At 35.1% G+C, this 16,186-nt stretch carries 12 protein-coding genes and 1 pseudogene; 10 read left to right on the forward strand and 3 right to left on the reverse strand.

Annotated elements, in window-relative coordinates:
* Window positions 1-428: pseudogene (locus CJF42_RS28550) on the reverse strand (transposase); the annotation flags it as partial.
* A gap of 603 nt (window positions 429-1,031) precedes the next feature.
* Between CJF42_RS28550 and cutA the strand changes: the two are divergent.
* The 5 genes from cutA (at window position 1,032) to tatC (ending at window position 5,993) form a co-directional block, all read left to right on the forward strand.
* Entirely contained in the window at window positions 1,032-1,343 is a 312-nt protein-coding gene (gene cutA / locus CJF42_RS09560) for a divalent-cation tolerance protein CutA (protein WP_095366473.1), read from the forward strand.
* Window positions 1,344-2,031: 688 nt separating this feature from the next.
* Entirely contained in the window at window positions 2,032-4,473 is a 2,442-nt protein-coding gene (locus tag CJF42_RS09565) for a hypothetical protein (protein WP_095366474.1), read from the forward strand.
* Between the two features lie 218 nt (window positions 4,474-4,691).
* Window positions 4,692-4,922, forward strand: coding sequence for a twin-arginine translocase TatA/TatE family subunit (tatA, locus tag CJF42_RS09570; RefSeq protein ID WP_095366475.1), 231 nt, complete (start codon window positions 4,692-4,694; stop codon window positions 4,920-4,922).
* Between the two features lie 2 nt (window positions 4,923-4,924).
* Window positions 4,925-5,242: a Sec-independent protein translocase protein TatB gene (gene tatB, locus CJF42_RS09575; RefSeq protein WP_095366476.1), complete on the forward strand. Its 318-nt coding sequence runs from the start codon at window positions 4,925-4,927 to the stop codon at window positions 5,240-5,242.
* Window positions 5,232-5,993: a twin-arginine translocase subunit TatC gene (tatC, locus tag CJF42_RS09580; RefSeq protein ID WP_095366477.1), complete on the forward strand. Its 762-nt coding sequence runs from the start codon at window positions 5,232-5,234 to the stop codon at window positions 5,991-5,993. The genes tatB and tatC overlap by 11 nt, the downstream gene beginning before the upstream one ends.
* A 283-nt stretch (window positions 5,994-6,276) precedes the next feature.
* Here the strand turns inward: tatC and CJF42_RS09585 are convergent, their stop codons facing one another.
* Window positions 6,277-8,409, reverse strand: a complete 2,133-nt coding sequence (locus tag CJF42_RS09585; RefSeq protein ID WP_141235524.1) for a winged helix-turn-helix domain-containing protein — start codon at window positions 8,407-8,409, stop codon at window positions 6,277-6,279.
* A 182-nt stretch (window positions 8,410-8,591) separates the two neighbouring features.
* On the opposite strand from CJF42_RS09585, the gene CJF42_RS09590 reads away from it, so the two are divergent.
* From CJF42_RS09590 to CJF42_RS09610, 4 genes are all read left to right on the forward strand, one after another.
* Entirely contained in the window at window positions 8,592-11,219 is a 2,628-nt protein-coding gene (locus CJF42_RS09590) for a TonB-dependent receptor (protein WP_095366479.1), read from the forward strand.
* A 712-nt stretch (window positions 11,220-11,931) separates the two neighbouring features.
* Window positions 11,932-13,467, forward strand: a complete 1,536-nt coding sequence (locus CJF42_RS09600; RefSeq protein ID WP_095366480.1) for a methyl-accepting chemotaxis protein — start codon at window positions 11,932-11,934, stop codon at window positions 13,465-13,467.
* A gap of 228 nt (window positions 13,468-13,695) precedes the next feature.
* Window positions 13,696-13,923, forward strand: coding sequence for a hypothetical protein (locus CJF42_RS09605; protein ID WP_141235525.1), 228 nt, complete (start codon window positions 13,696-13,698; stop codon window positions 13,921-13,923).
* Window positions 13,924-14,116: 193 nt separating this feature from the next.
* A complete protein-coding gene (locus CJF42_RS09610) occupies window positions 14,117-14,443 on the forward strand; it encodes an AAA family ATPase (protein WP_212668798.1) in 327 nt (108 codons plus the stop codon).
* Window positions 14,444-14,845: 402 nt separating this feature from the next.
* On the opposite strand, the gene CJF42_RS09615 is transcribed toward CJF42_RS09610, so the two are convergent.
* Window positions 14,846-15,367: a superoxide dismutase family protein gene (locus tag CJF42_RS09615; protein WP_095366483.1), complete on the reverse strand. Its 522-nt coding sequence runs from the start codon at window positions 15,365-15,367 to the stop codon at window positions 14,846-14,848.
* A 199-nt stretch (window positions 15,368-15,566) separates the two neighbouring features.
* Here CJF42_RS09615 and CJF42_RS09620 point away from each other — a divergent pair, with 199 nt between their 5' ends.
* The gene (locus CJF42_RS09620; protein ID WP_141235526.1) at window positions 15,567-16,124 is read left to right on the forward strand and encodes a hypothetical protein; all 558 of its coding nucleotides are present in this window, start codon (window positions 15,567-15,569) and stop codon (window positions 16,122-16,124) included.
* The last annotated feature ends 62 nt before the right edge of the window (window positions 16,125-16,186 follow it).

Below are 16,186 nucleotides of genomic sequence, written 5' to 3' on the forward strand. Positions count from 1 at the left end.
ACGGGTTATTGAGGTGTTACGTTTATTCGCTTGACGCTTTTGATAACTATAGTAATTGTTACTTTTTACACCCAGTACATGGCACATTAAAACCACAGGCCAGATCTTCTTATGTTGGGCAATAAACGAATACTTTACTTCGCTTATTTGGCAAAGAAGACCGTCGCTTTTTTTAATATCTCGCGCTCCATTTCGAGACGTTTCACTTGAGCTTTTAGGTTGAGGGTTTCTTCTTGCTCTGGTGTTAGTTTGCCGTTACCACGAAAAGCGTGCCCATCATCATTGTCTGACCCTTTTATCCAACGACCAAGCATGTTGGGATTAACACCTAAATTTCTAGCCGCTTCAGCCTGAGAATAGTTTTGGTCAACAACTCATGCTATGGCATCGAGCTTAAATTCTTTTGAATACTTTTTGCGTTTTGTCATTTTCTATCTCCAGTTAAGTTTATTATGCGAATCTAGGTCTCTTAACTGGGGTAGTCGAATCCATTAAACCACGTCAGCCTGTTTTATTTGGCCTTCAGAAGCAAGATGCATTAAAATCGGACACTTTCGGCTAAAGTCATCCGTACACCGGAATACTCCTCTACAGCCCTTTATTTTCAACTACCATAAAGACGGTTTATGATCGGAAACGACAAAAGCAGTTGTCTTGGGTGGATATGAAAGCTTTGGTAAAATAATCGTTGAAAACCTTACAAGTATAGAAGCTATAGCTATATTTATTGTTGGTTGAAATTTAACTAAATCATCGGCTGTTGGCAAGATGCTTATGGCTGCCAAGCTTTTAGGCCTATAATCAAAAATATTATTTAAACTCACGCTATTGAGTGAGCATTATTGAATAATATCTCTGGCGGTTACGCAGAGTTTGACTAAACTCAAAAAATACATTAGTTGATAGGTTAATTTTAGATGAAAAAAATCATATTTACTAAGATTCAATGCGTTTCTTTAAAGTTAATGTGACGATACTCATAAAAGTAAGGTATTCAGATTATAACTGCTCTTAAACTGAAGGAGTTTAAAATGTATCAAGCGACTTTATGTACATGCCCAGACTTAGAAACGGCAAACAATATTTCCAAACTTATTATTGAAAATAAATTAGCTGCTTGCGTCAATATTTTACCTGACATAACTTCAATTTATTCTTGGCAAGGAAAAGTGGAAAAAGACAGTGAAGTTCTATTATTAATCAAGGGAATATCTGCTAACTTTGAAAAACTATCTTTATTGATTTCAGAATATCATCCATATGAGGTACCTGAACTTATTGCTTTAGATATTCAAAAAGGAAATGATCAATTTTTTAAATGGATTGATGAAGTGGTTAAGTAAAACTGTCAATATTAAACGTATTATAATAGCGGTAAATCGCAAACACTCAGTCATTTGAGTCTTGCTAATAATATCTTTTGTGATTAATTTAATTGCAAATATTCAATAATTACTGTGGGTAGTTACTATGATATTGCGATTTGTATCGACAGATATAATGAGCTTTGAGGTCGCGTTTGTTTTTATTTCACATTCTCTAGAGATGAAGGTGCATCTGCTTTTAAATGTTGCCTGACACATTCAAAAGCAATCAACTTTGTTAAATCATGCACCAGTCCCATCAGATAATAATAAAACTAATTTATATTTTTAAAGTTAATTGTTTGTATAGTTGGTCACTTAATCTAAGAAATTGTAATTATTGTTCTATCTTAGGCTATAAAACGCACTAAATTATTACTAGTTAACAAAACTATTTTTCAGTAGCGTAACAATGGCGATAAAACCTCAAGATTAAATTCTTTATTTTTAGTTTTAAAACAATTGCTTGAGCTTTATTTTACGGGTGATAGCACCTCATTTAATTGTTGTTGGGTTGTTAATTTATTGTAAGTAGATGTTTGCGCGTGCGTAAATGTTTGTGTACTTTTGAAATTCACGAAGTCTATTCGTTAGAAGGTATTATATGACGCCTTCATTGAGATAGAGAGAAGTGAAGCAACTTTAAATTAACAAAGGTAAACTTACAATGAGCAATAAAGAAGCAACTCGTCACTATAGTTTTACATTTAATACGTTAGATGAAGCAAACCAAGTATGTAATAAAATACAGCATATTTTTAAGCCTGATAACGGCACTATATTCGTTGATGGTTTATCTCTTTACATATTAAAAGAAAACTCCTTATCACATCAAATTCATAAACATGTTAGTGAGCTAAAGAGGAATCCTGATTTTAAAATTGAAAAGCGTATTGCACTAAAGAAAACTTTATTTACGTCAGCTATCCTTGCATCTACTGCAATAATTCCCTCCTTCCCTGTTTTTGCCAATACAGAATTATTTATCGGAGAATGGCAAACGACTTACGGTACTTTACGCATTTCTCGATTCTCAGAGGACACTGACTTACTTGTTGGTATTTACGGTGACAATGATAATAATCGCATAATTGGTTCTGTTCAAAATAATGTTTTTTCTGGTATGTGGTATAGAAGTGAAACTGATACATTGGATGGTTTAAATGAATTCGATGATGAAACCTCTGGATTATTCATTTTTGTGATAGGCAGTGAGAGACAGTTTGATGGCGGTTGGGTACGCCACGGGCGTGAAGATGAAGCGTCAACCTTATCCGAGGGGGATTACTGGAATGGTGTTCGCACAGGTGTACCACACACTAATGTGACAGATACAGTAACACCAGTAAGCATACTATTTAATTCAACTTATGGTGATATCGACTTACAGCGGCAAGGAAATTTTCCGGGATATGTTGGGACTTATGATAATGGCGATGTGATTCTGATTAAATTGGGTCTTACACTAGGTGGCCTCTGGTTACATAACACAGGTAGGTTTGGTTCATTGGCGTTGGCTAATACGACTGAAGGCACAAATTTAATTGGAAGATGGGACTATATTCAAGGCGCTATGCGAGGTGGAGAATGGAGATTTGAACCAAGAGATGAAATTTTGGAGACTTCCTATTCGCCTTATGCATCAGTAGCAGCCAATGCTCAATGGTTAAAAGGAGAAGGCCATACCCATGCAATAAATTATACCGGAACAAATAGAGATACGGGAAGTACTGGTGGAAAATTAGATCATAGTCAATTAATGAGCGTATTAAATGAACAAGGACATGCATTTGTTGGATTAACTGGCCATGAATGTTACCCAGGAGAACATCGTATACCTGGATATAGAAACTCCCCTGAAATTGATTCAAATGATATACCTGATGGCTTTACCCCATTTAAAGTACTTGAAAACCAGGTGAGAGCTACTGAGCCTAATTGGCCTGAAAATAATCCACACAGCGCACGGTGGGCACCTATAACAAACGGTGATGTTCATCGTATCTATCTTGATACTGATCGTGATGTAGGTTTTATAATGGGCCACCCTGATTATTACCCTGGTATAGTTGTAAATGGCCAAGTAGATCAAGCAACCAGTCGTGGACAAAGAATGTTAGGTGTTGAAGTCTATAACCGCTATGGTGATGATCGTTGTCCTGCAGATATTGAATCTTTGGGCAGTAAAGGTGCTAATCCGTATGGATTTGAATTTTGGGACAATCAACTCAGTTCAGACTCTCGTGACTACCCAATTTGGGCATTTGCTGGTGATGATAGTTTTTTACATAAACACGGTCGTCAAACTAGTGAAACTTCACTTAGTACTGCACTTGATGCTGCCCCAGCGGTTAAATACCGTAATGATAAAGGGTTTCTTATTACTGCATTGCCTGATGATTTTAATGAACAGGATTTAGAAAACAGGCAAAATGAAGTTACCAACAGTCTTACCTCTGGAAAATTTTATGCTTCAGGTGGAAAAAACATTCGCTTCAGTAATATTTACTACGACACTAATAACCATACATTGAGCGTCACCGCTGAGAGACCTGTTAATTGGTATGTTTATTGTAATAATCAACAGCTAAGATTAGGTATTAATAATGAATCAGGCCATACTTCGATAGATTATAGCGCAGGGAGTTTTACTCAAAGTACAACATCGGCTGATATTATCACTCAGCCTAGAGGATATACGCGACTAGAAGCGAGAATTTCGGAGCAGGTAACAATATCTAACAGACTTTCTGTGACTACTTCCTATCGAGGTATATCTTGTCTCCCAGTTGTGGTATCAGGAGATGTCAGTGATTTGGCAACCGAGGGAGAGTTTTTATACTTTGTTAATGAGAGGCACCAACCCGCAGTTATTGTACAAAGTGAATTTTCGGAGGCAAATAATGAAACAACAATCTATATATTAAATGATGGTGGTGGCCAAACAGATAGTAGGATGAATCCTAATAGATATCTGAATTATCTAACGGTTGGTGATACGATGAAATTTGTACAGCGAGCATGGTTGCAACCTGCATGGGCAAACCCAAGTGATGACTTTAATAGTGTTGTTGAGCAATTAGAGGCTGCAACAGTCGGTAGTCGCTAAGACATTTATTTTGTTAAATCGAGTCTATCTTATGATAGATTCGATTTATATCATAGCTAGTAATGGTGTTATGTATAGGGGTTATCGTTTCAAAGTAATAAGTGACATAATCATTACTGGTTTTAGTGTGGCTAGGCGTAAACTTTAACGTATAAACAGCAAGTTTTGCGTAGAGCAGTCTAAATAGATTAAGTTTTAAATCTTAAGAGGAGTATTTCATGGGTATTAGCGGTGTTGGAATTTGGAATTTATTAATAATATTAGCCATTATTTTGCTTTTATTTGGTACTAAGAAGCTAAAAAATATTGGCGGTGATTTAGGTGGTGCTATAAAAGGCTTTAAAAAAGCAGTTTCAGATGAAGATAAAAAAACTGAATCAATTAATCATCATGAAAAACAAATTCTTACAAGTTCTGATGTAAAAACGAAAGAAAAAGATAAGGCTTAACTATGGGCGCTTGGGAACTGGTTATTGTTTTTATCGTGGGTCTAATCGTTTTAGGCCCTGAGCGCTTACCTGTAGCAATACGCACAGTAAGTAGATGGCTCAAAACAGCCAAACAATTTGGTCAATCTGTCCAGTCTGAAATAAATGAAGAGCTTAGAGTCCACGAGTTTCATAATAATTTAAAAAAGGCTGAAGAAAAAAGTATGAAAAATTTATCGCCGGATCTTCAAAGTTCGCTAGGCGAACTAAATCAAGCAGCCCAATCTATCACCCATAGTGACAAACAAACAAATGTAAAAGAACCTAAAAATGACAAATGAGAAAAACGCTTCACAAAGCCAGTCAGGGTTTATTGGTTATCTAGTTGAATTAAGAAACAGACTTGTTCACGCAATTTTGTCAATTTTAGTCATATTTATTGGCTTAGTATATTTTGCCAATGATATTTATAGCTTTGTTGCTGCACCTTTAATTTCAACTTTGCCGCAAGGCACTAGCATGATAGCAACAGATGTGACTTCTCCATTTTTTGCCCCTTTTAAACTAACATTATTTGTTTCGTTGTTTTTGGCTTTCCCGTTCATTCTACATCAAATTTGGGGCTTTATTGCACCTAGTTTATACAAAAATGAAAAACGTATGCTAATACCGGTTTTAATTTCAAGCATTTTACTTTTTTACTCGGGAATCGCTTTTTGTTATTTCATCGTATTACCAATTATTCTCGGGTTTTTCACTGGTGTAGGCCCTGATATGATGACGCTAAGCCCAGATATCAGTAGTTATTTAGGTTTTGTATTAAAATTATTTTTTGCTTTTGGCATAACGTTCGAAATTCCTGTAGCAATTATGCTACTGTGTTGGAGTGGTGCAACAGATGTACAAAGCTTAAAAGAAAAGCGTCCATATATAGTTGTGGCAGCTTTTGTTATCGCTATGTTTTTAACACCGCCAGATATTTTATCTCAGACATTATTAGCTATTCCAATGCTAGCATTATTTGAGTTAGGGTTACTTTTGGCATCATTTAAGAGTAAAAATAAACAGCAACTGAATAGGGAAATTGAATGAAAAAATTCACCTTATCTTTATTGGTGCTATTATCCGCTAACAGTTTTGCTCAAAAGGTTAATACTCAAGCATTAAAAGCCTGTCTATGATAGTTAAAAAACTTGTTCGTTACGACCAAATAAAAGCGGAATAAAAAAACTGAAAAATCAGTGAACGCTCAACGAATTTTAAAAGTGGCTGGATAAATCTGTGATTCATACGCCCCCACAACTGCCGTAGACAAACTAATTAATTTACACCTCGAATCAATGGGCAAAGTTGATCTACTATGGATATAACAGAGTTAATGTTCTGCTTTTTTTTTGTGAAGTATAATATCCATTTCAACGCCTTCAACACGAGAATAAACAACGTATTTAGCGTCTTTTGAGCTGGAAACAGTTAAAGGTACATTGATATCGTGCTCGTAAAACCCTAATTGATTAATTTTTATATTTTCTCTGCTTTCAAATAAGTAAAGATATAAAAATAACTTATGCCCTTGCTGTAAAACATAATAGATCCCAATATCTGTTATTGCTGGCCTATACAAATGTAGTGAAGAAGGTAAGGCATTTAATATAATAAAGTCATCAATGTTTTTGGCTAAAAACTCATGTATTGATTTTCTATAAAGGGTAAAAGATGGGTTCAATTTTTTTATATCTTTTAACGTTAAATTAGTGATAGGTGCTATCGATATTTTTTCTTCTTTTAAGTAGCTGCTTGCCAGCTGTAAGTCATATGCCCATTGTAGCCAGTTTTGTCCGGGCTGTTTTGTATTATAATAGATTTCACGTCCATTATCTGACCATAAAACTTGTTCTAAATCTTTAAAACCAGAAATAATAGGTACCAATTTACGAGAAAACGTATTGATTAGATATATGTTATGATCCGTATCAGCAACTAATAAGTTCTCTCCACTCGGTGACCATAATAAATAACTGACTGTTATATTTTCAGGTAAATTAGCAAGTACAGTAGCCGTTTTTTTTTGTTTGTTCTTCAACCAGATTTCAATATAACGAAAACCATCTAACCCTCGCCTTTGATATGATACAAATGCTGTTTGTAATCCGTTATCTGATATTGCCGGTAGTACATCTAAGCGTGCTGAAGAAGATAGTTGTAATTGGTTATTGTTAATTTGCTTTTCAAACTTTTGCAGTGTTAAATCATACAAGTTAACGCTTGCCATACCCTCACTGTGAGCAACATCACCTGTTATTGGGTTTATGGCTAAATCAGCTATAAACCCCACAGGTTGATGCACTAAATTCATATTGTTGAAGTTTTTGTAATGTCTTAATGCTTCATTTCCAATCCAAAATCCAGTTTGTTGTAAGTCCCAATTAACGCCCCAAAATACTTGTTTCGATTCTAATAAAGGCTCTGAACTATGTGTCTTTAAATCAACTCGACTTAGTTCAAATGCTTGGTTGTTCTTTTGAACTATCAGCATGTTTTGTTTCGCATTAATATCCATCTCAATAGGTTGATATTGATTTAATAATCGACGACTTTTTTCTTTGGGATAGGTTTTATTATCTAAAGTGATTTCCACTAACTTTGGGGCACCTTGATGCCATTCAGTACTATATAAAGTAGATTGAATAGGCCAGTGAATTTTACTTCTTCTAAAGCCCGGTTGGCAGTCAGCCATATGAAAATCAGGGCTCAAGCGCCAAGTTTCTACAGGGGTACTTACCGACATAATACGAACTGTGCAGCTAATTGGGTTATGACGATAATACGCAAGCCATTTACCATCAGGCGACCATACAGGGGCTTGTTCACTGTAACCTGAACTTTTTATTGAGTGTAATGCTTTGCTTTGAGCATCAAATACTACCAAATCCATTTGGCTTCGATTACTTGCTGTTTGGCTAAAAGCTAAATATCTCCCGTTTGGAGAATAACGTAAAAACACTTCAGCACCAGGAACTGATGTTAGCCTGCTTTGATAATCATAATTATTTTTTGGTGGCGTTTCTTTAGTTAGTAGGTGCCACGTAAAGCTAATAGCTAAACCTAGGCACAAACCGATAGACATGAAAATGCCTAAGGTCGATTTTCTAATTACAGATGAGTTGTCTGTTTTTTTTGTGGTGATTTTTGCTATCAGTTGATAACCAGTTCGAGGCACTGTCTTGATGAATTTAGGGCTATCTTTCTCATCATGTAATGTTTTGCGTAACTGAGTGATAAGCTGGCTAACAGAGTTGTCACTTACTATGACATTAGGCCAAATTTCTTGCATTATTTTATCACGAGAAATAGCCTGACCATAATTGTTTAATAATAGTTTTAATAATGCGATTTGTTTTGCTTCTACCCCATACCAAACTTTGTCGATTCGCACTTTTAAAGCAGCAAAATCAACCTTAATGTCATTTAGTTCGACTTGGTTTGATAAGTTAATAGGTATACCCAACAATATTTACATTCGTTATCGACTGGTTAATTAGCTAAACACAGAGTATTATGGTCAAGCGTTTATTTTATGCTTGTTCTGTTTTCATATCAATGAATTCTAACATTAAAAACAAGCACTTATAATTAATAGAAATAATAACGCCTAAGTTAAGTGTAAATGATAATAATAGAGGCGATACAATGACAAATCTTTCAAAGTACTTATCTGTATTTACCTATTTGATTTTTATATCTTTTTCATTTGAATTGTTTGCTGAAAAAAAAATGACAACATCTAAAAATAAAGAATTAAAAAATACCTTAGAAACAATTCAAATTAGGGGCGTTCATGACAGCGTTGTCAAATCTTTAGGTGGTAAACGTATTTCGGCTTCTATTTCGGATGTGATCAGTGCTGAAGATATTGGTAAATTTCCAGATAAAAATGTTGCCGAATCATTACAAAGAGTCACAGGTATTTCATTAACACGTGTAATGGGGGAAGGTGAGCGTATTGGTGTTAGAGGTACAACACCTGGGCAAAATAAAACTTATTTAAACAATCAAAATATAGCCTCTGCAGATTGGTGGATTTCTTCACAGCCAAATCGCGGATTCAATTTTACTATGTTACCGTCTGAATTGGTATCGACTTTAGAAGTTATAAAAACGCCACAAGCTGATCAAGATGAAGGCTCATTAGGTGGCTCAATTAATATCAAAACGCATCAGCCTTTAAGCACTGATGATGGTCAATTTATTTCAACATTACAATATCAATACAACGATTTATCCGATAAATTTGATCCTCAATTATCTACATTATATAACTGGCATAATGATGCCCATGATTTAGGTATTTTAGTCACTTTTACCCACCAAGAACGTAGTTTACGCCGTGATGGTTTGGAGTCTTGGGGTTGGCATGACGAAAACTATAATATTAACGAACAAGGTAATTTAATACCTACAGATGATAAAATAGCCGATTTAACCAATATATGGACACCAAGTGGTGGTGGCTCTGCTATTTTTAAACAACAACGCAAACGTACTAGTGCCACTATTAGCTTCGAATATCAACCTTCAGTAGAGTGGCATTTTAAAGTCGACGCGCTTTATTCTGTTTTAGATGCTGACAATACCAATCAAAATTTTTTATGGCAGCCTAATAATGTATATGCCCGAGGTGGCTATGTAAGTGATTATGAAATAGTTGACAATACATTAGCTTCGGCAACTTATTCTCAAGTTCCTTCTGAACATGCAAAACCTTTTAACACTTCAATGGAAGCTATTTGGCGTAAATCGAACATAGATACTTTAAATATCGCTTTACAATTAAGTCATCAAAATACCTTTTGGCACAACCAGTATCAAATTGGTTTTACAAAAGCGACCGGTGGTACAAGCGAAGATAATACTTCACAATGGTCCGCTAATACTGCTTTTTCGGTTGATACGCGAGATTTTAAAAATATTCAAACCGACTATGAAGTTTCGCCAACAGATCCCTCTATGTGGTTTATATCTCAAGTAAGAAGAGATTCATTAGATTCGCAAGATCAAGAGTGGTATTTTCAAGGTGACTTTGAACGTCCTGTTGATCATAGTGTGATCAGTGCCATTAAATTTGGTGGTAAATTACGTATGCATCAAAGAGAGTTCATTCGATATCGCTCTATTAATGGTAACTATAATAATATTAAAGATAAATTGAATTGGACTTTAGCTGATTTTTCCGCGCGGATGCCTGCGGATTATTTATCTGGGATTGGCAATGAAAATACGTTAAAAAACTATGCTTATGCAAATACAACACAGTTAAACTCAGCATATCAAAATATTAACTTTATTAGTATAGATGAAAAAGTCAGTCGATTTGATATTAAAGAAAATACCAGTGCTTTTTACAGCAAAATTAACTTGGAAGGTGAGCTTTATAACGCCAATTTAGGTTTTAGATTGGTAAACACTTACCAAGTAGCTGCGGCTTATAAAAGAACGGCTTCACCAGGAGACATGAACGATAACTTTATTTGGCAAGAAACCGATAAAAATTATAATGATTTTTTACCGAGCATTAATTTTAATTTTGATTTAACATCAGATATACAATTACGGTTTTCTGCTGCAAGTGTAATGGCTCGCGCCCAATATCATCACTTAATGCCCTCTACTAATTACAATGTTACTCAAGCTCATGGCCAAGGTGGTAACCCCCTTCTTGAGCCATATCGCGCTAATCAATATGATGCTTCTTTTGAATGGTACTTTGAAGATGCAGGTTTATTTTCTGTAGCTATTTTTAATAAAGATGTTACTTCATTTATTGAAATTGTACGACATAAAGAAATACATGAAGGTATTTTGATGACAATTGACCGTCCTCAAAATGGAGCCGGTGGTATGCTTAGAGGCTTAGAGCTTAGTTTTCAAAAAGAGTTTTTATATGGTTTAGGATTTATAACTAATTATACTTTAGTTGATGGTACTCGCCATGCCAGTAGCTTAAATAATTATGTTCCAGGGACGTCAAAACATACCTTTAATATTACAGGCTATTACGAGAATGAATCTTTTAGCTCTCGTTTGTCATATAATTATAGAACTGAATTTTCGACTGGTGTCGGAGAGCAAATAACTGATAATTTTGGTCAATTAGATGCCAATATTTCTTATAGTCTCAATGAGCATTTTTCTTTAGTATTAGAAGGCATAAATCTAAATAATGAAATAACTTATATTTATGAAAGAAATCACTATGCGCCAGTCGGTTTGTATCAAAATGGCCGTCGTTTTTATGTCGGTGTAAGGGTTAAGTATTAATTAAATACAAATCATAATGCGGTTCTAATAGGTTTAAAAAATCATATTCAATCTGTTAGGCTGATTTGCATTTAATTTATAAATGCGATTATGCCCATCTCTTTTTACTTTTATTATCACTCTCATCATTTTTTAACTTTTCATCTATTTATACCCAAGCCACTTCAAGATGTGAGGTTCAGGACTGCTGAGCAATTCATGATCTAGGCGCATCTTTGCATTAATGGTTACTCCCTTAAAAAAAGATGGAACAACGAGCATGATTTGCTCAGAAGTCCCTGTAAGGTTGGTTTATAAATACTTTATGCAGCGTTATTGATTTTGAAAAGGGAATAACCATGTTCTTCAATCAATGCCTTGCCTAAAGCATTTCTAATTCCAACTGAATCCTGCATCTTGAAGTGGTTTGGGTATATATGTTTATTCTGCATTCAGTTTACTGATATAAAAAAATGATAATAAAAAATAAGTTTAATGTGTATAAAATCTATAAATTCAGTACTTTAGTGCTATGTACTGCACTATCACCAATATGTAGTATATATTTTTTATCAATAAGTTAGTTATTTTCTTTTTTTAATTATCAGTTGCTTAATATTTACGAGAGAGCCTAACTTAAATGTAATTAACTCATATGCAATCAAAAATAGCGTCGTTGATTGTGGTTTGCTATACGGGATAGTAAATCATTTCTAATAGGAAATTTGATAATATGGCTATGTCATCACAACAGGAAGTAACATTTTTAGAAAGTGAACAGCTTATTTCGGTTACGGATGTAAGCGGTATTATTACATATGTGAATGATCATTTTTGTAAAGTATCAGGGTATTTAAGAGAAGAACTGATAGGGCAGCATCACAATATTGTACGTCACCCAGATATGCCAAAGGCAGCATTTGCTGATTTATGGAGCAAACTAAAACGCGACGACTCTTGGCGTGGTATGGTTAAAAATAGATGTAAAAATGGTGCTTATTACTGGGTTGATGCTTATGTTACCCCTGTTTACGAAGCAAATCGAGTTATCGGTTACCAATCTGTTAGAAATAAACCGACTCAAAAGCATATTAGCTTAGCCACAAACCTATATGATAAATTAAACAATGATAAATCATCAGGTTTTTCATTAACGACAAAACATAGAGTCGCTATTTCAGCTGTTCTTACTGTACTCTTTGGTTTTTTTATATTTTCACTTTCGCAAAGTTTTATTACGACAGCTTTATTTTTTGTTTTTACAGCATGTATTTTTGCATTATTCGCCAATTTATCTTTACCTTTAAGTACTTTTACAAAACAAGTATCAAAAGAGTTTGATAGTCCATCTAGGTTGGTTTTTTCAGGCAAAGGTCTAACGGGTTTACTTGATTATCCAAGACATTTATTACAAGCAAAAATAACCACTATTTTAGGGCGTTCACAAGATCAAAGTGATCAACTTAAAGGGATTGCAGACGAATTAATAATCAATTCTTCAACGGCGCTAAATGGCCTTCAAGACGAGAATTCACACTTAGATCAATTGGCTACAGCCATCAAGCAAATGAGTGCTACCATAGAAGAAGTGAGTAAAAATACAACAATGGCATTTGAAAATGTAAACGATGTTCAAAACCGATGCAATACGGCAATTAGCGTGATTGAAAATACACACCAAAGTGCGACTTCCTTGGCTCAAGAAGTAGGAGAAGCGGCAGGCAAAGCGGACTCTTTAGTAACAGATGTAACCCAAATATCAAGTATTATGACTGAAATACAAGGTATTGCAGATCAAACAAATTTATTAGCACTAAACGCGGCCATTGAAGCTGCTCGTGCTGGTGAACAAGGTCGAGGTTTTGCTGTTGTAGCTGATGAAGTAAGATCTTTAGCGAGTCGTACTCAAGAGGCAACTCAACAAATCCAAGACTCTGTTGTTGGTTTACAAACAACGTTATCTCAATGGCAGCAATTAATGTTGGCAAGCCAAAATAAAGCGAAGCAATCTCAAGCGCAATCAACAAATGCTAATGAAGAAATGCAAGGTGTGATAAAGGTTATGAATAATCTTAACGACTTAACATCTCAAATAGCGACAGCAGCTGAAGAGCAAAGCGTGGTTGCTGAACAAATAAATCGGAGTGTGCATGTGATCAGAGATATTTCTTATCAAAATACTGAAATCGTATCTCAAGTTAATATATTAGGTGAACAAGTTACTTGTAGTGTGAGTGAATTACATAACCTATCGACAACATTTCGGTAAATAGATATGATTTATTATTTTAGCCATTTATATAAAAAGCAGTTAGGTTATGAGCGTTATATTTGTGCTTTATAAAGTATACCCAAACCACTCAAGATGCAGGATTCAGTTGGAATTAGAAGCACTTTAGGCAAGGCATTGATTGCAGAGAATGGTTATTCCTTTTCAAGATCAATAATGCAGCTAAAGCGCTTCTAAACCAAACCATAGGGGAGTTCTGAGCAAATTATGTTCGTTGTTGCCTGCATGGATGTAGGTACTAGAGCAATGCAGGAGCATATTGCCGGTCCATCATATTTTAAGGGAGTAACCATTAATACAAAGATGCGCCTAGAACATGATTTTATCAGCAGTCTTGAAACTCGCATATTGAAGTGGCTTGGGTATATCAACAAAGCTAATCAGCTGCTTTTAAACTATTGTTGTTATAAGACTAAAGTGAAGATGTCTTGTTGATGAAAGTACCTTTTAGGGTAAATAATGAATATTTGCATTTATTTACCATATCAGAGCCTTACGCCCTGATTTGTCAAAAATCATTTCAGAAAAATGCGTTGTATCGGGTAGAAAATGGTGAGATTTAAACTTACCAGATGTAGCAATGCAGTAATTAAAAAATATTAAAGGTTGGATTAAACACGGTCATACTTTGGCACAAGATAGGGGTTTAGCTAATAAAATTCGCCCTAGTTATCGTGCCTTGTTTCATGGTCCTCCAGAAACAGATAAAACCATGACAGCTTGTTTGTTAGGAGAATCAACTGGATCAGATTTTTACCAAGTTAATTTGTCTTTGATCATTTTTAAGTATGTTGGTGAGACGGAGAACAATGTCGAAAAAGTCTTTTCAATGGCAGAGCATAAATCGTGGATTTTATTTTTTGATGAAGCCGATGCGTTGTTTGGTAAACGTGCCCAAACCAAGAGTGAAAATGATCAATTTTCTAATCAAAACGTTGCCTATCCAATGTACTGATCTTTGATGCAACTTCTGATTTATTGGTTTTATATTTTATCATCCACTAAGTGAGGGTAATATGTTGGCACATATACCCATGCTACTTTATGAATAGATTTTTTTCATAGTGATATCACTTAAAAAGAGATTGACGCTCAAAGAATAATAAATGTGAATAATACTTATCCATATGCTTTCTCCTAGATTTAACTAGTAAAAGTATAGGTGGTGTACTTCTATTTTGAGTGTGGGCCTTTTCAAATCAAAGAGAAATTTATGCCTGATGTCTATTTTTAATTTTCTAAATGGATAGCCCTTTATTATATACAGTATAGCAACAATTTAAGGGACATAGCCATTTTAAAAACTTTTCATGATTTTGCCCTAGGCATTCATAACGCGGCTAATAGCGTTGTACAATTAATGTATGGTACCGCAGGTGATTCTCGCCCCACCGCCACCCAGAGGAGTTGGAGAATCTGAGTGATTATCACCACCTTCATGTAGCATTAAAGCGCGCCCCGGTAAATCGATCACCTTAAGGCGAGGAGCAAGTACAAATTGCCTGATTGAGCCTGATTTATCTGCATATACTGGTGGAAGGTCACCCAGATGGCCATCACCCCAAGGCATACCGTGTTTATTTGATTTTAATGGATCGTAATGACCGCCTGCCGCTAAACCAGGAATGATGTTACCTTTTTTTCGTTTAGCTTCGCAGCTGGCATACTGGTGCAGATGAAAACCATGCATACCTGGACTAACCCCATCTGATGAAATACTAAACACGAGCCCGTAAGGCGACTCTGATACAACAATATCACCTAATTGCTGGCCAATCCCTTGTTTATTAACAGCATGAATTTTAGTTGTAACACGCTTAGTATTAGCCGTGGCCGTACTGACTAATAAGGTGAATAAAATTACAAGAATATATTTCATATTAACGTCTCTCGTTTATTGTGTGTTTTCGTTTATATCATGCACTGGTCGGCATCACAGTTGATGTTATCAACGTTTTTATTAGCCGGTTGTTGCCAGGGCAATCGCATTAAAATATTTGTAGCACTTTAAGTAAGTAGTCATTATCCCAACCTGCCATTTGCCGCTTAATTTTGATTTAGCTTTATATGGTAATCAGTTGCTCAATGAGCAAAGTAAAACGCGCTTATTTAATCCCGAAAATTCATACAGCTGGCGTGTTGGCAAGGTACCCGTTACTAAAGAAAAAAATATAAACGTTCATATGTATGATGGTCAGTTTGATGGTTATAGCTCGATGATGACACGTTTTATAGGTGATAAGCATAGTATTATCATCTTAAGTAATGTGGGAATAAGCTATTTCTTAAAGCAACAACTTACTTTTGATATTGCTGATGTATTGTACAATGAACCACTCAAAAGCCGTGAAAATGATGTATCTCTGATTTTAATAAATAGCCTGATATCAGGAACTTTTGAGCAGACCCTGGCTGGTTTAGAAGCTAAGAAAGGTGAGTATAGTTTTAATGAGACAAGTTTATCTGTGCTGGCTTATCAAGTACTTTGGAGCGGCATTGGCAATGAATCTCTTCAATTATTTTCTTTTATTAGCAATACCTTTGGTGATTCCTTGAAAGCGAAAAGTAATCTTCAACTCGCATGTAATCACCGTATAACGAATGATTCATTAAATAAACAACACTTTTGTAAATAACCTTAATCAATATCTCTATTAATCTCAGAGCTTAACTGACACCGAGGTTAATAGAGGCTTAA

The organism is Pseudoalteromonas sp. NBT06-2, from assembly GCF_002276045.1.
In the GTDB taxonomy this organism is placed as follows: domain Bacteria; phylum Pseudomonadota; class Gammaproteobacteria; order Enterobacterales; family Alteromonadaceae; genus Pseudoalteromonas.